The organism is Maritimibacter sp., assembly GCF_016774595.1.
In the GTDB taxonomy this organism is placed as follows: domain Bacteria; phylum Pseudomonadota; class Alphaproteobacteria; order Rhodobacterales; family Rhodobacteraceae; genus Maritimibacter; species Maritimibacter alkaliphilus.
This window is the reverse complement of sequence record NZ_JACBWT010000001.1, coordinates 1503166-1517585: the sequence shown is the minus strand read 5'-3', so window position 1 is coordinate 1517585 and position 14420 is coordinate 1503166. Positions and strand designations below refer to the sequence as shown.

Here is a 14420-nt window from a genome sequence, read left to right as displayed (position 1 = left end):
GCCCGAGACCGATACCAGACCTGCCGGCTTCGACCGCGCCAACTGGCTTTCAACACAGAGAAATGCGTGAACCGGCCCGCAGTTATGCGCCGAGCCGTTCCAGAAGCGCCCGCGCGGCATCCTGTTCGGCCGCCCGTTTGGAATTCGCCTTTGCGCGGGCGGCTTCACCGTTTTCGAGTTGCGCTTCGATCGTGAATTCCGGCGCGTGGTCGGGCCCGTCGCGGGCGATCTCGACATAGGTCGGGGGCTGCATCTTGCGCGCTTGCGCCCATTCCTGAAGCGCGGTCTTGGCGTCGCGCGCGTCCTCTTCGACCGCGCCGATGCGGTCACCCCACAACCGCACGATCATCTCGCGCGCGGCTTCGAAACCGGCATCGAGGTAGACCGCAGCGATCACCGCTTCCATCGCGTCGCCCAGCAGGGCCTGTTTGCGGCGGCCCCCCGACATCTGCTCGGACCGCCCGAGTTTCAGGACGGCCCCCAGATCGACCTGTCGCGCGACATCGGCGCAGGCTTCCTTGCGCACGAGCGCGTTGAACCTTGGGGCAAGCTGGCCTTCGCTCGCCTCCTTGTCGGCGGCGAGCATGGCTTCGGCCATGACGAGGCCGAGCACCCGGTCGCCCAGAAACTCCAGACGTTGATTGTCGGGCCTCGTATCCGACGAGATCGAGCCGTGTGTGAGCGCCCGGATCAGAAGTTCGGGGCGCTTGAAGTCGTGCCCGATCCGGTTGGCAAAGCCCTTCAGATCCGCCGACAGTTTCATTCGATCTTCTTGAAGAACCGGTCGCCGCGCCATGTCCAGAAATAAAGCAGGCGCTTGCCCGAGGCCGAGAAGATCACGCGGTCCACGCGGCCCAGCAGGTATTCTTCCGACACGAAGCCCACACCGTTGGCGCGCTGGCTTACCCGGCTGTCGGTCGAGTTGTCGCGGTTGTCGCCCATGAAGAAATAGTGGCCTTCGGGTACCGTGAACACGTTGGTCGAATCGAGCCGTCCGTCGCCCACGTTCAGGATCGAGTGGGATACGCCGTTGGGCAGCGTTTCGACGTATTTCTCTTTGATGCATTCGCCGCCCTGGCCGACCGGGCCGTTGGAACACAGCGGGAAGGTGCCGAAGCGGCCCTGCGAACGATAGGTCTCGACGAAGGTGCCGTCCGGGACCTGCGTCGCCTCTTCGCCGTTGATCGAAAGCACACCGTCCTGCACCTGAATCTTGTCGCCCGGCTTGCCGATCAGACGTTTCACGTAATCGGTGTTGAGTGTGGGGTGGCGGAACACGACGACATCGCCCCGTTCCGGTTCGGACCCGAGGATGCGGCCCGAGATCGGACACATGGCGAAGGGGCAGGAGTATTGAGAATAGCCGTAGGCCATCTTGTTGACGAACAGGAAGTCGCCGATCAGCAGCGTGTCCTTCATCGAGCCGGTTGGGATCCAGAACGGCTGGAAGAACACCGAACGGAAGATGCCCGCGATCAGAAGCGCCCAGAAAACCGTTTTGACGGTTTCCATGATCCCGTCTTTTTTCTCTTTCGCCATCTGCCCCTGCCTCCGCTTGGTTCTGTCGCTACATGGGCGGGTGCGCCGAGCCTGTCAAGCAATCGGCCGGGCTTCGATCAGGACAAAGGCCTGTGCCCATGGGTGGTCGTCGGTCAGGGTGACGTGGACGATCGCTTCGTGCCCCTCGGGCGTCATGTCGCGCAGGCGTTCGGCGGCCCAGCCTGTCAGATGCATGACGGGCTGTCCGGTGCGCAGGTTCGAGACCGCCATGTCTTTCCAGCTGATGCCCATGCGCAGGCCGGTGCCGAGTGCCTTGGAACAAGCCTCTTTCGCGGCCCAGCGTTTCGCATAAGTCCCCGCCTCGTCCTTGCGGCGCGCCGCCTTGAACTGCTCGGTTTCAGTGAACACCCGGTCGCGGAAGCGGTCGCCGTGCCGTTCGAGCACGCCGGCGATCCGGTCGATATTCGCAAGATCGGTGCCGATACCCAGAATCATGGTCAGGCGGTCTGCGGGGCAAGGCGCAGGCCAAGCCGGTTGAAGGCGAACTGGATGACGACAAGGGCCACGGCGCCAAGTGCCACGCGCGGGACGCCCCCCAGTTCCGCGAACAATTGGCCGCCGGTCGCGACGTTTCCAAGACCGAACAACAGCAGGCTCACGCCGAACGAAAACGCGGTCATGCGCAGGCTACCTTCCATTGCGGTGCGGCCTGCGGGGCGTGCTCCGTTCGTCTTGGCGAAGGCGTTCCCTTCGACGACGGCCGCGATCAGGGGCGGCAGGGCGATGGCGAACCCGGTCGCGCTGGGCATTCCGAGCAGGACGGGCAGAAAAAAGATGGCGACGGTGAACACCGTGAACAGGCCGGTGTAGCGCCCGATGTTGATGGTCATGCCGCCGTGCCCTTCCCGCTCGCGTCTGCGCGGCAGACCCTATTGCGCGGGCGTCGTCAAGGCAATGCGGGAGGGGCGGGGAAGGTCGGCAAGCTGGTCGGGCGTCAATCCGGTCAGGTCCGGGTGGTCATGCGGGTCGGCCGGCTGTGCGGTTCTGAGCGGCAGGGTGCGCAGGATGCGGGGAAGAATGCGGGTCATGGTGTGTCCTTTCGTTTGAAAGGAGTTTGCCTGTATCCGGCGCATAAAAATATGGAGTTTCGCTGATCCATATTTTAGAAAAACTGAATGAAGGAACTGGATCGCGTTCACCTCTCGGGTCTGCGGGCCGTCGAAGCCGTATTGCGCTTGGGCACACTCGTGCAGGCCGCCGAGGAGCTTGGGGTTTCTGTCGGGGCGGTGAGTCAGCGGGTGGCCAAGGCCGAAGACGCGCTGGGCGTAACCCTGTTCCTGCGCGGGCGTTCCGGCATGGTGCCGACGGCGCAGGGCAGGGCTATGGCCGGCCTGCTGACCACCGGCTTCGGCCAGCTTGCCGCCGCCGTGGGCGAGGCGACGCGGGATCATGGCACGACGCTCGTCGTGTCTGTCGCGCCGATTTTCGCGGCCCGCTGGCTGATCTGGCGTCTGCCGCGCTTCTCTGCGCGGCATCCGGAAATCCGGGTGCGCATCGACAGCGTCGAGGGACTGGTCGATCCGAATACCTCTGACGTTGACCTGTGTCTCAGGGTCGGCACGGGGCCTTATCCCGACCTCAGGGCCGAACGCCTGTTCTCGCATCGCGGCATGCCGGTCTGTGCGCCGGAGATGGCAGAGCGGCTCAAGTCGCCCGCCGATCTCGCGCATGTCCCGATCATTCGCGACACGAACTCGACCCTGCCATGGTCGGTCTGGCTGGAACCCGAAGGGCTGGACGAAAGCATTCTCGGACCGGGGCCGGAGTTTTCGGACGGGAGCCTGTGCTTCGACGCCGCAATGGGTGGGGCAGGGGTCTTTCTGGCGTGGGAGACGCTGGATCTGAAGGCCATGGCCGACGGTCGGGTGGTCGCGCCGTTCCCACGGCTTCAGGAAACGGGCCGTTCCTACTGGCTCGTATCGGCGCGTGACCGCAGCCCGGGCGCCGCCCATCGGTATTTCGTGCGCTGGATGAAGGAAGAGCTGGCAGAGGACGGGATCGAGCTTGCGTAGGCCGGACGTCCGAAACCGTCGTTCACCTTCGGGCCGTCAGTCGCCCAATTCCAGCCGGGGGGAAATCGCCCCGGTCGCCTGATTGAGCGAAAACTTCAGCATCGCCCCGACCGGCTCGACCGCGTCCGTCATGGCGAACACCCGGACCGGGACCGTGAACATCAGGCCGACAGAAGGGTCGTAAGCCGCTTCGAGACGGTCGAAATCTATCCCCGCGAACCCGCTCGTGTCCGGAAAGGTCAGGACGCGACATTGCCGTTCGCCAAGCTCGCCGTAGGGCGGCGAAAGGACCAATACGAAGAAGCCGCCGAAGGCCGGTTCGCCCACGTCCAGCTTGGCTATGCGCACAGCCCCGTTCGAAAAGGTCCGGCTGTTGTCCTCCCATGGCTCGGCCAGGTTCCAGGCCGAGGCCTGCCAATCGCACGCGATGACATCCTGTGCTGCGGCGGGCGTGGCGAGGACCGCCAAAGCGGCGAGCGCGCGGATCATGCCCGTGCCTCGTCCATCAGCCGCCGCATTTCGGCGATGCTGGCTTCGAGGCCGAGGAAGATCGCCTCTCCGATCAGGAAATGCCCGATGTTGAGTTCCCGCACTTCGGGGAAGGCAGCGACCGGGCCCACGGTTTCATAGGTCAGCCCGTGGCCCGCGTGCACCTCGAGCCCGAGGGAATGCGCGAAGGCCGCCATGTCGCGCAGGCGTTCGAGTTCGGCGTCGCGTTCGCTGAATTTGCCCTCGTAGTGGAAATCGCAATAGGCACCCGTGTGCAGCTCGACAACGGCGGCCCCGATCCGGTTCGCGGCCTCGATCTGGGCGCGGTCCGCGGCGATGAAGATCGATACGCGGCAGCCCGCGTCGGCCAGCGGCGCGATGAAGTGGGCAATGCGGTTTTCGTCCTTCGCCACCTCAAGCCCGCCTTCGGTGGTCCGCTCCTCGCGCTTTTCCGGCACGATGCAGACCGCGTGCGGCTTGTGGCGCAGCGCGATGGCCTGCATTTCGTCCGTCGCGGCCATCTCGAAGTTGAGCGGCACGGTCAGTTCCGCGGCAAGCCGCTCGATGTCGCCATCCCCGATGTGACGACGATCCTCACGCAGATGCGCGGTGATGCCGTCGGCGCCCGCCGCTTCGGCCAGCTTCGCAGCCCGCACCGGATCGGGATAGGCCGAACCGCGCGCGTTGCGCACCGTGGCCACGTGGTCGATGTTCACACCGAGGCGAAGTTTACCGCTCATGTCTCGCCTTCCTTCGCATGGGTCCGCTCGGCCATGCGTTTTTCATACCGTTTGCGCAACTGCTTCACGCGCCGCTTTTGATACGCCGTGATGATGGGGCGGGACAAGCCGAAGGCGATCATCGCCGCACCAAGCCCCGGAAGGATGCCTCCGACCAGATAGGGCAGAAACACCCGGTCCAGAAACAGGGCGAGACCCGCCCATTCCGCGGTCTCGTGAGTGAAGATCGCAGTGATGTTGTGCCAGATGTCATGGCTCGCGCGGGCAAAGGCGTCGACGATGTATGTCAGGTTCGTGTCCCGTGGCGGCAGTCCGAGGAACCGGTTGCCGAGCCGCAGGCTGATACTCGCGATAAAGGGAAAAGTGATCGGATTACCGACGAAAGTGGCCAGCACCGCGGCCAGAAGGTTTCCGCGCACCACCCATGCGATCAGCGCCGCCGTCACGAAGTGCAGACCGAAGAGCGGCGAAAAGCTGACGAAGACGCCCGCCGCGATCCCGCGCGCGATCCGGTCGGCGGGGTCCGGCAGGCGACGCAGGCGGTAGATGACGTAGCGGGTGGCGCGATACCAACCGCCACGGGGATAGAAGAACTCGGTGAGCGCGCGCATGTAGGAGCGCGGCTTGCGCTTGAACATGGCTCGGCCCCCTTTCCCTATGGCGCGCGGCTCAGGTCCCGATGCCTTCGGATTTCCGCCACGTCCGTTTCTGCCTCGAGCACCAGCATAACAGCATGAAGGTGTTCGATGTCCCTCAGATCCACGTCGATCAGAAGCCGATAGTAGTCCGGTTTCCGGTCGACGAAGGTCATGTTTGAGATATTGGCCTTCTGCTCGCCGATCAATGTGCAGATTCGTCCCAAAACGCCCGGACCGTTCGCGATCACGACATTGAGTGTGACCGTATGGATCGCCGGGTGCTGACCGGAATGCCAATGGACGTCCACCCAACGCGAACTGTCGCCGTCGAGCGCCTCAAGCGCGCGGCAGTCGATGGAATGGACCATCATGCTCTTGCCGCGATAGGTGATGCCGACGATCCGTTCGCCCGGCACCGGCTGACAGCATTGCGCGATCTGAAAGCTCTGATCCGGTTCCAGACCGATGACGGCGCGGGCCGCGTCAATCTCGCTCCCCGTGTCGACCGCGTTCGGATACAGGATCGCGACCACGTCGCGCGCGGCAAGGTCGGCAGAGCCGAGGCGGGCCAACAGGTCTTCCGGCCCGCCGAGGCTGAGTTGCTTCGCCGCCGTCGCCAGCGCCTTGTCCGTGGCCTTGCGCCCGACATGGTCGAAGGCGACGCGGGCCAGTTCGCGCCCGAGCCGGATGAACCTCTCGCGGTCCTCTTCGCGCAACCGTCGGCGGATGGCGGACTTGGCGCGCCCTGTCACGACGATGTCGAGCCACGTGGCCTGTGGCGACTGCCCTTCGGCGGTGATGATTTCGACCGACTGGCCGTTCTTGATCCGGGTCCAGAGCGGCACGCGGATGTTGTCGACGCGGGCACCGACGCAGCTATCCCCGATCCGGGTGTGGATCGCATAGGCGAAATCCAACGGCGTCGCCCCGCGCGGCAGTTTCACGACCTCGCCCTTGGGCGTGAAGCAGAACACCTGATCCTGATACATCTCGAGTTTGACGTTCTCGAGAAATTCGTCGTGATCCTCGGCGTTCTCGAACCGCTCGGTCAGCGAAGCGATCCACTTGGCGGGGTCGACGGCGAACGGGTTTTCGGCTCGCACACCGTCCTTGTACGACCAGTGCGCCGCGACGCCCGCTTCGGCCACGTCGTGCATCTGCCGGGTGCGGATCTGAATTTCGACCCGTTTCCCGTCACGCCCCGACACCGTGGTATGGATCGAGCGGTATCCGTTGGATTTCGGCTGGCTGATGTAATCCTTGAACCGCCCCGGCACGGCGCGCCAGCGTTGGTGCATCGCGCCCAGCACGGCGTAGCAATCCGCCTCGCTGTCGGTGATGACGCGGAAGCCGTAGGTGTCGGACAGGCGCGAGAAGGACTGATCCTTCTCCTGCATCTTCCGCCAGATCGAATAGGGTTTCTTGGCACGGCCAAAGACTTCGGCCTCGATCCCGACACGGTCGAGTTCCTTACGGATGTCCTTGGTGATCTTGTTGATGACGTCGCCCGATTCCTTTTGCAGGTGGACGAAGCGCCGGATGATCGACGCGCGGGCATCCGGGTTCAGGACGTGAAAGGCGAGGTCTTCCAACTCCTCGCGCATCCATTGCATACCCATCCGGCCCGCGAGCGGCGCGAAGATATCCATCGTTTCGCGCGATTTCTGCACCTGCTTTTCGATCCGCATGGCGCGGATCGTGCGCATGTTGTGCAGCCGGTCGGCCAGTTTGACGAGAATCACCCGCAGATCCTTGGACATCGCCATGAACAGCTTGCGGAAGTTCTCGGCCTGCTTGGTCTCGGTCGAGGAAAGCTGGAGATTGGTCAGCTTGGTGACGCCATCGACGAGTTCGGCCACGTCGGGCCCGAACCGCTCCGAAACCTCGGAATAGGTCGATCCGGTGTCTTCGATGGTGTCGTGAAGAAGCGCGGTGATGATGGTCGCATCGTCGAGCTGCTGCTCGGCGAGGATATGCGCGACGGCGATCGGATGCGTGAAATACGGCTCGCCCGAATGGCGGTACTGCCCCTCATGCATGCGCCGCCCGTAATCGAAGGCGGCGCGAATGAGGTCCGAATTGCTTTTCGGGTTGTAGGCGCGGACCTGCGCGACAAGCTCTTCAGGATTCAGCTCGGTCATGCAGGTGCGGTCTCAGGGTCAGCCTTGGCCCTGGGCCTCCATGAGCGCACGAAGAAGTTTTTCGTCCGTCATGTCGTCGTCGTCCGGCTTGTCCGGCGTTTCCTGACCCATGAGAAGCGCCATCTGGTCGTCCTCGGGCTCGTCCACCTCGATCTGGGTCTGGTTCGACTCGATCATCCGTTCGGTCAGTTCGTCCGCCGTCTGGGTCTCTTCCGCGATCTCGCGCAGCGCCACGACAGGGTTCTTGTCGTTGTCGCGGTCCACAGTGAGGGCACCACCGGACGAAATCTCACGCGCCCGATGGGCGGCAAGCATCACCAGGTCGAACCGGTTCGGGACTTTGTCAACGCAATCTTCAACCGTCACGCGGGCCATAGAAGGACTCCATTCAATTCGCGGATGTGAAGGGGCTATTTAGGCGCGAAAGGGCCTGAGCACAAGCACAATCGGCAGGTTTCTGCCCTGAAACAAATGCTCCGGCGAAACGTCTTTGCGCGGCGCCCGGTCGGGTCAAGGATCGAGAGGGCGGACCGGGGACACCAGGTCGTCGGGCAGCGCGTCCAGCATTTCGCGGATCGTGCGATCCAGCAGCGGGTGCCGCCAGTCCGGTGCGATGTCGGCGGCGGGGACGAGGACGAAGGCCCTGTCCTGCAACCGCGGATGGGGCAGGATGAGTTCTTCGGGTGTCGCGGATTTTTGCTTGTCGAACGGGAGGTTGACCCATTCACGAAGCGTGGGCTGGTCAGGCAGGATCATTTGGTCCAAGGTGAGAAGATCAAGGTCGAGCGTTCGGTTTGTCCACCGCTCACGGCGTATTCTGTCAAAGGACGTCTCGATCTTGTGAAGACGGGCAAGGATCATCGCCGGGTCCAGGGGCGTAGAAACCTCGACCACGGCGTTGACGACATCGGGCTCGGCCCCTTTGGGGACGAAAGGAGAGACGTAAAGACGGCTGCGGGCGAGGATTTCGAACGGCCCGTCGTCGAGCGAGGAAATGGCAGCTTGAATGGTTTCCACCGGGCCACCTGCCGGTGACGTTGCGTTACTGCCAAGGGAGATCAGCGCTTTACCTAGACGTAAACTTTCACCATATGGTTGCGTCATCGCGCTTTATCCCTATCTTGACGCGGATTCGCCGCCGCCCAATTTTTTCGCACTTACCACTCACGGCACTGACGGCGAACAGAATTCGGAAGGATGGATTATGTTCTACAAGGACGAACGGCTCGCGCTGTTCATTGATGGTTCGAATCTGTATGCGGCTGCCAAGTCGCTCGGCTTCGACATCGACTACAAGCTGCTGCGCCAGGAATTCATGCGCCGCGGCAAACTTCTTCGCGCGTTCTACTACACGGCGCTTCTGGAAAACGACGACTATTCGCCGATCCGGCCCCTCGTGGACTGGCTGCACTACAACGGCTTCACCATGGTCACCAAGCCGGCGAAGGAATTCACCGACTCGATGGGCCGCCGTAAAGTGAAGGGCAACATGGACATCGAACTCACCGTCGATGCCATGGAGATCGCGCCGCATGTCGACCACATCGTGCTGTTCTCCGGCGATGGCGACTTCCGTCCGCTGGTCGAAGGTCTGCAACGTAAAGGTGTGCGCGTCTCGGTCGTTTCGACGATCCGCAGCCAGCCGCCGATGATCGCGGACGAACTGCGCCGTCAGGCCGACAACTTCATCGAGCTCGACGAGCTGAAGGAAGTGATCGGTCGCCCGCCGCGCGATGATCGCCCGGAGCGGACCTACAACGAAGAAGACGCGGACGCCTAAGCAACCGCACCGTTGACATTACGACGACGCCCGGCCGCCCATGCGACCGGGCGTTTTTCGTGCGACGCTCTAAAGGTCGTGGTGGAAGTGGATCAGGTGCCCGGACGGATCGCGCACCGTGAAAGACCTGAGACCCCACGGCTTGTCCGATATCGGGTCCGAGATGTCCGCCCCAAGCGTGGTCAGGTCGGCTGCGGTCCCGTCCACATCGTCGCAGAAGACCCAAAGTTCGACGGGCGTTATGGGGCCGTCCGTTTCGCGCAGGAACAGCACGCAGTCGCCGCGCCGGACGGCACCGATGCGCCCTTTGACATTGTGCCAAGCGATGTCGAAGCCAAGCATGTCGCGGTACTGTGCCTGCGCCTCTGCGACGTCGCGCACCGGAAGCGTCGGGACCGCCGCGTGCAAGGTCACGCCCCGTCGCGGCTGTCGCACCAAGCGCGCGTGATCGCCTCGACCTCCTCACGCTTGGCGGCCAGATCCTCAAGGCTCGCCACTTTCAGCGTGCGCGCTTCCTTGCCGTCGCCTTCGAGCGACGGGAAATCGCCGGGAATGGCCGCGCCGGTGTGGAACATCAGCGAGGCGTGCTTTTTCGACTTTGGGAAGAACGAGGCCATGTTGCCCTTGTAGGTGAAGGTCGGCGCCGACCATTTGATGCATTCGGAAATGCGCGGATCGGCGGCGAGGATCACCTCGCGCATGGCCTGCACAGTCTCCTTCATCGGGTTGTCATAGGTTGCCATCCAGTCGTCGACCTCTTGCGCCATGCCATCCTCCGGTTTCGTCGCAGGAAGGGTAGCATGATTCCTTGCCGTCCCAAGTCTGGACGCGGCGCGCGGCGGTCATTAGGTGTGGACGAAGGAGCTGACATGACCAAGCCATCCCTGACCCTCATTCTTGCTGCGCCGCGCGGGTTCTGCGCGGGCGTCGACCGCGCGATCAAGATCGTCGAAATGGCGATCGAGAAGTGGGGCGCGCCGATCTATGTCCGGCACGAGATCGTTCACAACAAATTCGTGGTCGACAGCCTGCGCGAAAAGGGCGCGGTGTTCGTCGAGGAACTGGATGAATGCCCGACCGACCGTCCCGTGATCTTCTCGGCGCATGGCGTGGCCAAGGCCGTGCCGGCCGAGGCGAACCGACGCGAAATGATATATGTCGACGCGACATGCCCGCTGGTGTCCAAGGTGCACATCGAAGCCGAGCGGCACCATGCCAACGGGCTTCAGATGGTGATGATCGGGCACGCGGGCCATCCCGAAACCATCGGCACGATGGGACAGCTTCCCGAGGGTGAGGTGTTGCTGGTCGAGACCGAGGCCGATGTGGCCACGCTCGAACCGCGCGATCCCGAGCGTTTGGCGTTCATCACGCAGACCACCCTGTCGGTCGATGACACGGCGGGCATCGTCGCGGCCCTCAAGGCCCGGTTCCCGGCCATCATCGGCCCGCACAAGGAAGACATCTGCTACGCCACGACCAACCGGCAGGAGGCCGTGAAGGCCATCGCGCCCAAGGCCGACGCGCTACTGGTGATCGGGGCGCCCAACAGCTCAAACTCCCGCCGTCTGGTCGAGGTCGCCCGCTCGCGCGGCTGCGACTATGCGCAACTGGTGGGGCGCGCGGACGAGATCGACTGGCGCGCGCTCGAAGGGGTGCGTGCAGTGGGTCTGACCGCCGGGGCCAGCGCCCCCGAAGTGCTGGTGGACGAGGTGATCGCGGCCTTCCGCGACCGCTACGACGTCACGGTCGAGACGGTCGAAACCGCGACCGAGAACGTCGAATTCAAAGTGCCGCGCGTGCTGCGCGAGCCTGCATGAACGACATTCCCCGCACGCCGCTCCTCCTCGGCCTCGCCGGGTTGATACCGTTCGTCTGGGGCGCGGTGACGAGTTTTGCGCCGGTCGCGTGGGTGGACGATATCTTCGTCGGATACGCGGTGCTTGCCGACTATGGCATGATTATCCTGTCGTTCATGTCCGGCGTGATCTGGGGCTATGCGACCCGTGCCACGGGGCGGCAGGCGAACCTGCTTTACGTCCTTTCGGTGATCCCGGCGCTCTGGGCGTTCTTCTTCGCGTTCGGCGACTATGCCCTGCTCACCCTCGCGGCCGGGTTCCTTTTGATCCTGCCGATCGACATCGCCGCGACACGGGCCGGTCTGGCCCCTGTGTGGTGGACGCGGCTTCGCGTTCTGCTCACCTCAGTCGTGGTCCCCTGTCTTGTCATCGGCCATCTCGCCGCATGAGCGCGGACCGTGAGACCATCGCCGTCTACGACGCCCGCAGCGCCGACTATGCCACCATGGTCAGCGCGTGGGAAACGCCGGGGATCGACACGTTCATCGCGGCTATGCCACACCCGGCCTATGTGCTCGACCTGGGCTGCGGGCCGGGGCTGGACGCGCGGCGGATGTTGGACGCGGGCCTGACCGTCGATGCAGTGGATGCCAGCGCGCAGATGGTCAGAGTCGCGCAGGCTGCAGGCGTGACCGCGCGGCAGGCGCTGTTCGACGAGATTGACGGCGAGGACCTGTATGACGGTATCTGGGCCAACTTCTCGCTCCTCCATGCCCCGCGCGCGGCGTTTCCGTTCCACCTCATGGCGCTGAAGCGAGCCATCAAGCCCGGCGGGCTCTTGCATCTCGGCATGAAACTGGGTGAAGGGGAGGGCCGCGATGGCCTTGGCCGTTTCTACACCTATTACGACGAGGACGATCTGGTGCGTCATCTGACCATGACCGGCTGCACACCCGCCGCGCGGTTTCGCGGCGTCGGCAAGGGACTTTCGGGCGAGGAAAGCCCGTGGATCTGGATTCACGCCCATGGTTGACCTGATCGCGCACACGGATGGCGCCTGCTCCGGCAATCCCGGCCCGGGCGGCTGGGGGGTTCTGATGCAAGCCAAGGACGGCGGCACGGTCGTCAAGGAACGCACCCTGTCGGGCGGCGAGCCGGCGACGACGAACAACCGGATGGAGCTCATGGCGGCGATCATGGCGCTGGAAACGCTCGAACGGGCGTCGAAGATCACCATCGTCACCGACTCCGCCTACGTGAAAAACGGCGTCACCGGATGGATTCACGGCTGGAAGCGGAACGGCTGGCGCACCGCGAACAAGAAGCCGGTGAAGAACGTCGAGCTTTGGCAGCGGCTGGACGAGGCCGCGAAGCGTCACGATGTGGACTGGCGCTGGATCAAGGGCCACGCGGGGCACGAAGAGAACGAGCGTGCCGACGAGTTGGCGCGCGAAGGCATGGCCCCGTTCAAGTGACGCTTCAGCGTTTTCGGATGTAGGTTTCCCAGAACCAGATCAGGAACGCCGCACCCGCGACTGCGCCCAGAAACCCGAAGGCCACGCTGCCCACGGTCACGATGATGCGAAGGATCAGGCCGCCGATCAGCGCCCCGATCACACCGATGGCGATGGTGGTAAGGATGTCGGTTTCGACCTTCATGAGCCGTGTCGCCACGAACCCGGCCGCCGCTCCGACGATGATGACAAGCACAACGGGCATGACCTCTATATGGGGTCACGCCCGCGTGAATTGTAGGGTTCCGGCCTGAAACCCGTCAGGCCGACTTCGGCACGGCGAAGGCGCGGTCACGGCCATGTGGCGCGTCCCAGTCGATGACGGGTCCGACCGGGATGATGCGATGCGGGTTCACCGTTTCGTGGCTGTAGTGGTAGTGCCGGATGTAGTGATCCGGATGCACCGTGTTCGCCACGCCGGGCCATTGATAAAGCTCGCGGGTGTAGGCCCAGAGGTTCGGGAACTCGACCAGCTTGTTGCGGTTGCACTTGAAGTGGCCGTGATAGACCTGATCGAAGCGCAGGAGCGTCGGCAGAAGCCGCCAGTCGGCCTCGGTCACGCGGTCGCCGGTCAGGTAACGCTGCTTGGACAGGATGTCCTCGATCCAGTCGAGCGATGCGAAGAGCGCCTTGACCGCTTCGTTATAAGCCTCCTGCGTCGTGGCGAAACCGGATTTGTAGACGCCGTTGTTCACCGTGTCGTAGATGCGGTCGTTCACCGCCTCGATGTCGGCGTGCAGGTCGTCAGGATAGAAATCCTGCGTGTCCCCGGTCAGATCGTTGAAGGCCGAATTGAACATCCGAATGATCTCGGCGCTCTCGTTCGACACGATCTGGTTGGTTTTCTTGTCCCACAGGATCGGCACGGTCACTCGGCCCGAAATCTTGGGGTCCGCCTCGGTATAGACCTCGCGCAGAAATTTCTTGCCCATCTGCGTGTCGCCCGTGGCGCCGACGAAATCGGTGTCGAAGGTCCAGCCGTCCTCCAGCATGTCCGGATGCACCACCGACACGTCGATATGATCGACCAGACCCTTCAGCGTCCGAAAGATGAGCGTCCGGTGCGCCCATGGGCAGGCATAGGAGACGTAGAGGTGATAGCGGCCCGATTCGGCCTTGAACCCGCCGTCGCCGGTGGGGCCGGGGGAACCGTCGGCGGTCACCCAATTCCGGAATTTGGTCTCACTGCGTACGAATTTGCCGCCGTGTTTCTTGGTGTCATACCAGCCCGTGTGCCATTCGCCGTTTTCGAGATAACCCATCTTGCGTCTCCTCGTTTGCGTCCGATCTTACCTAAGCAAACGAACCACTGTGCGGAATAGTTCAGTTGGCGCAGCCTGCGTGCGGATACGCACAATGTCGCGGGACATTGAGCGTATGTCGCCTTTCCTGTAGAGACTCCCGCGACGATGCCCCATCAGGGGCCGGAGAGGTGACTGCCGAGTGATCGACCCAGACCGGGGATCAGGGCGCGGTGTCGTCGGTGGATGACGCATGGCCTCTTCGCGCCCGGACGCAGGAAAGGACCGTGCCATGAAACGTCTTGCAGCCCTTATCGCCCTCATGCCCGGCATGGCGCTGGCCCATCCCGGCCACCTTGCCGATGCCGCAGGTCACGACCACTGGGTCGCGGGCGTCGCCATCGGCGTGGCGATCGGCGTCGCGATCTGGGGCGCTCTGCGTGGCAAGAAGGACGACGAGGCCGACCAGGTCGACGACGCCGAAGCCGAACCGCAGGAGTCCTGAC

The 14420-nt window shown here is 63.7% G+C and carries 22 protein-coding genes; 7 read left to right on the top strand and 15 right to left on the bottom strand.

Translation table 11 applies throughout. The annotated features are described in order from the left end of the window. Nucleotides 1-82: 82 nt before the first annotated feature. Genes rnc through HOY44_RS07710 form a run of 5 tightly spaced genes read right to left on the bottom strand, consistent with a single transcriptional unit; the run spans nucleotide 83 to nucleotide 2588 of the window. On the bottom strand, nucleotides 83-763 hold the full coding sequence (rnc, locus tag HOY44_RS07730; protein ID WP_138421988.1) for a ribonuclease III: 681 nt from the start codon (nucleotides 761-763) through the stop codon (nucleotides 83-85). Next, a complete protein-coding gene (lepB, locus tag HOY44_RS07725; protein ID WP_008333497.1) occupies nucleotides 760-1539 on the bottom strand; it encodes a signal peptidase I in 780 nt (259 codons plus the stop codon). The genes rnc and lepB overlap by 4 nt, the downstream gene beginning before the upstream one ends. A 54-nt stretch (nucleotides 1540-1593) precedes the next feature. Beyond that, nucleotides 1594-1995, bottom strand: coding sequence for a holo-ACP synthase (acpS, locus tag HOY44_RS07720; protein WP_008333499.1), 402 nt, complete (start codon nucleotides 1993-1995; stop codon nucleotides 1594-1596). A 2-nt stretch (nucleotides 1996-1997) separates the two neighbouring features. Continuing rightward, nucleotides 1998-2390 (bottom strand): ABZJ_00895 family protein, encoded by a 393-nt coding sequence (locus tag HOY44_RS07715; protein ID WP_287434060.1) that lies wholly within the window; start codon nucleotides 2388-2390, stop codon nucleotides 1998-2000. 39 nt (nucleotides 2391-2429) lie between these two features. After that, complete coding sequence (locus HOY44_RS07710) at nucleotides 2430-2588, bottom strand: hypothetical protein (protein WP_287434058.1); 159 nt, start codon at nucleotides 2586-2588, stop codon at nucleotides 2430-2432. A gap of 87 nt (nucleotides 2589-2675) precedes the next feature. On the opposite strand from HOY44_RS07710, the gene HOY44_RS07705 reads away from it, so the two are divergent. Then, a complete protein-coding gene (locus tag HOY44_RS07705; RefSeq protein ID WP_287434056.1) occupies nucleotides 2676-3572 on the top strand; it encodes a LysR substrate-binding domain-containing protein in 897 nt (298 codons plus the stop codon). 36 nt (nucleotides 3573-3608) lie between these two features. Here the strand turns inward: HOY44_RS07705 and HOY44_RS07700 are convergent, their stop codons facing one another. From HOY44_RS07700 to folK, 6 genes are all read right to left on the bottom strand, one after another. Further along, the gene (locus tag HOY44_RS07700) at nucleotides 3609-4061 is read right to left on the bottom strand and encodes a hypothetical protein (protein WP_287434054.1); all 453 of its coding nucleotides are present in this window, start codon (nucleotides 4059-4061) and stop codon (nucleotides 3609-3611) included. Next, nucleotides 4058-4801, bottom strand: a complete 744-nt coding sequence (locus HOY44_RS07695; RefSeq protein WP_287434052.1) for a pyridoxine 5'-phosphate synthase — start codon at nucleotides 4799-4801, stop codon at nucleotides 4058-4060. The genes HOY44_RS07700 and HOY44_RS07695 overlap by 4 nt, the downstream gene beginning before the upstream one ends. Next, the gene (locus tag HOY44_RS07690; RefSeq protein WP_287434051.1) at nucleotides 4798-5439 is read right to left on the bottom strand and encodes a DUF2062 domain-containing protein; all 642 of its coding nucleotides are present in this window, start codon (nucleotides 5437-5439) and stop codon (nucleotides 4798-4800) included. Before HOY44_RS07690 ends, HOY44_RS07695 begins: the two co-directional genes overlap by 4 nt. A gap of 17 nt (nucleotides 5440-5456) precedes the next feature. Next, nucleotides 5457-7580 (bottom strand): RelA/SpoT family protein, encoded by a 2124-nt coding sequence (locus HOY44_RS07685; protein ID WP_008333507.1) that lies wholly within the window; start codon nucleotides 7578-7580, stop codon nucleotides 5457-5459. Between the two features lie 18 nt (nucleotides 7581-7598). Beyond that, on the bottom strand, nucleotides 7599-7955 hold the full coding sequence (rpoZ, locus tag HOY44_RS07680; RefSeq protein WP_008333509.1) for a DNA-directed RNA polymerase subunit omega: 357 nt from the start codon (nucleotides 7953-7955) through the stop codon (nucleotides 7599-7601). A 135-nt stretch (nucleotides 7956-8090) separates the two neighbouring features. Then, a complete protein-coding gene (gene folK / locus HOY44_RS07675) occupies nucleotides 8091-8684 on the bottom strand; it encodes a 2-amino-4-hydroxy-6-hydroxymethyldihydropteridine diphosphokinase (RefSeq protein ID WP_083783412.1) in 594 nt (197 codons plus the stop codon). A 100-nt stretch (nucleotides 8685-8784) separates the two neighbouring features. Here folK and HOY44_RS07670 point away from each other — a divergent pair, with 100 nt between their 5' ends. Then, nucleotides 8785-9360, top strand: a complete 576-nt coding sequence (locus HOY44_RS07670; protein ID WP_008333513.1) for a LabA-like NYN domain-containing protein — start codon at nucleotides 8785-8787, stop codon at nucleotides 9358-9360. A 69-nt stretch (nucleotides 9361-9429) separates the two neighbouring features. On the opposite strand, the gene HOY44_RS07665 is transcribed toward HOY44_RS07670, so the two are convergent. Next, nucleotides 9430-9774: a glyoxalase superfamily protein gene (locus HOY44_RS07665; RefSeq protein WP_287434048.1), complete on the bottom strand. Its 345-nt coding sequence runs from the start codon at nucleotides 9772-9774 to the stop codon at nucleotides 9430-9432. Beyond that, entirely contained in the window at nucleotides 9771-10127 is a 357-nt protein-coding gene (locus tag HOY44_RS07660) for a DUF1801 domain-containing protein (RefSeq protein WP_287434046.1), read from the bottom strand. Before HOY44_RS07660 ends, HOY44_RS07665 begins: the two co-directional genes overlap by 4 nt. Before the next feature lie 102 nt (nucleotides 10128-10229). Between HOY44_RS07660 and ispH the strand changes: the two genes are divergently transcribed. From ispH to rnhA, 4 genes are read left to right on the top strand one after another with little or no spacing between them, the layout of a single operon-like run. Beyond that, on the top strand, nucleotides 10230-11180 hold the full coding sequence (gene ispH, locus HOY44_RS07655) for a 4-hydroxy-3-methylbut-2-enyl diphosphate reductase (protein ID WP_040885068.1): 951 nt from the start codon (nucleotides 10230-10232) through the stop codon (nucleotides 11178-11180). Next, complete coding sequence (locus HOY44_RS07650; RefSeq protein WP_287434044.1) at nucleotides 11177-11608, top strand: DUF3429 domain-containing protein; 432 nt, start codon at nucleotides 11177-11179, stop codon at nucleotides 11606-11608. Before ispH ends, HOY44_RS07650 begins: the two co-directional genes overlap by 4 nt. Further along, nucleotides 11605-12192 (top strand): class I SAM-dependent DNA methyltransferase, encoded by a 588-nt coding sequence (locus HOY44_RS07645; protein ID WP_287434043.1) that lies wholly within the window; start codon nucleotides 11605-11607, stop codon nucleotides 12190-12192. The genes HOY44_RS07650 and HOY44_RS07645 overlap by 4 nt, the downstream gene beginning before the upstream one ends. Then, nucleotides 12185-12634 (top strand): ribonuclease HI, encoded by a 450-nt coding sequence (gene rnhA, locus HOY44_RS07640; RefSeq protein WP_138421975.1) that lies wholly within the window; start codon nucleotides 12185-12187, stop codon nucleotides 12632-12634. Before HOY44_RS07645 ends, rnhA begins: the two co-directional genes overlap by 8 nt. A 4-nt stretch (nucleotides 12635-12638) precedes the next feature. Here the strand turns inward: rnhA and HOY44_RS07635 are convergent, their stop codons facing one another. Continuing rightward, nucleotides 12639-12878: a hypothetical protein gene (locus HOY44_RS07635; protein WP_008333526.1), complete on the bottom strand. Its 240-nt coding sequence runs from the start codon at nucleotides 12876-12878 to the stop codon at nucleotides 12639-12641. A gap of 55 nt (nucleotides 12879-12933) precedes the next feature. Further along, the gene (locus HOY44_RS07630) at nucleotides 12934-13935 is read right to left on the bottom strand and encodes a glutathione S-transferase family protein (RefSeq protein ID WP_287434039.1); all 1002 of its coding nucleotides are present in this window, start codon (nucleotides 13933-13935) and stop codon (nucleotides 12934-12936) included. A 271-nt stretch (nucleotides 13936-14206) separates the two neighbouring features. Here HOY44_RS07630 and HOY44_RS07625 point away from each other — a divergent pair, with 271 nt between their 5' ends. After that, on the top strand, nucleotides 14207-14419 hold the full coding sequence (locus HOY44_RS07625; RefSeq protein ID WP_287434038.1) for a DUF6732 family protein: 213 nt from the start codon (nucleotides 14207-14209) through the stop codon (nucleotides 14417-14419). Nucleotide 14420: the final 1 nt, after the last annotated feature.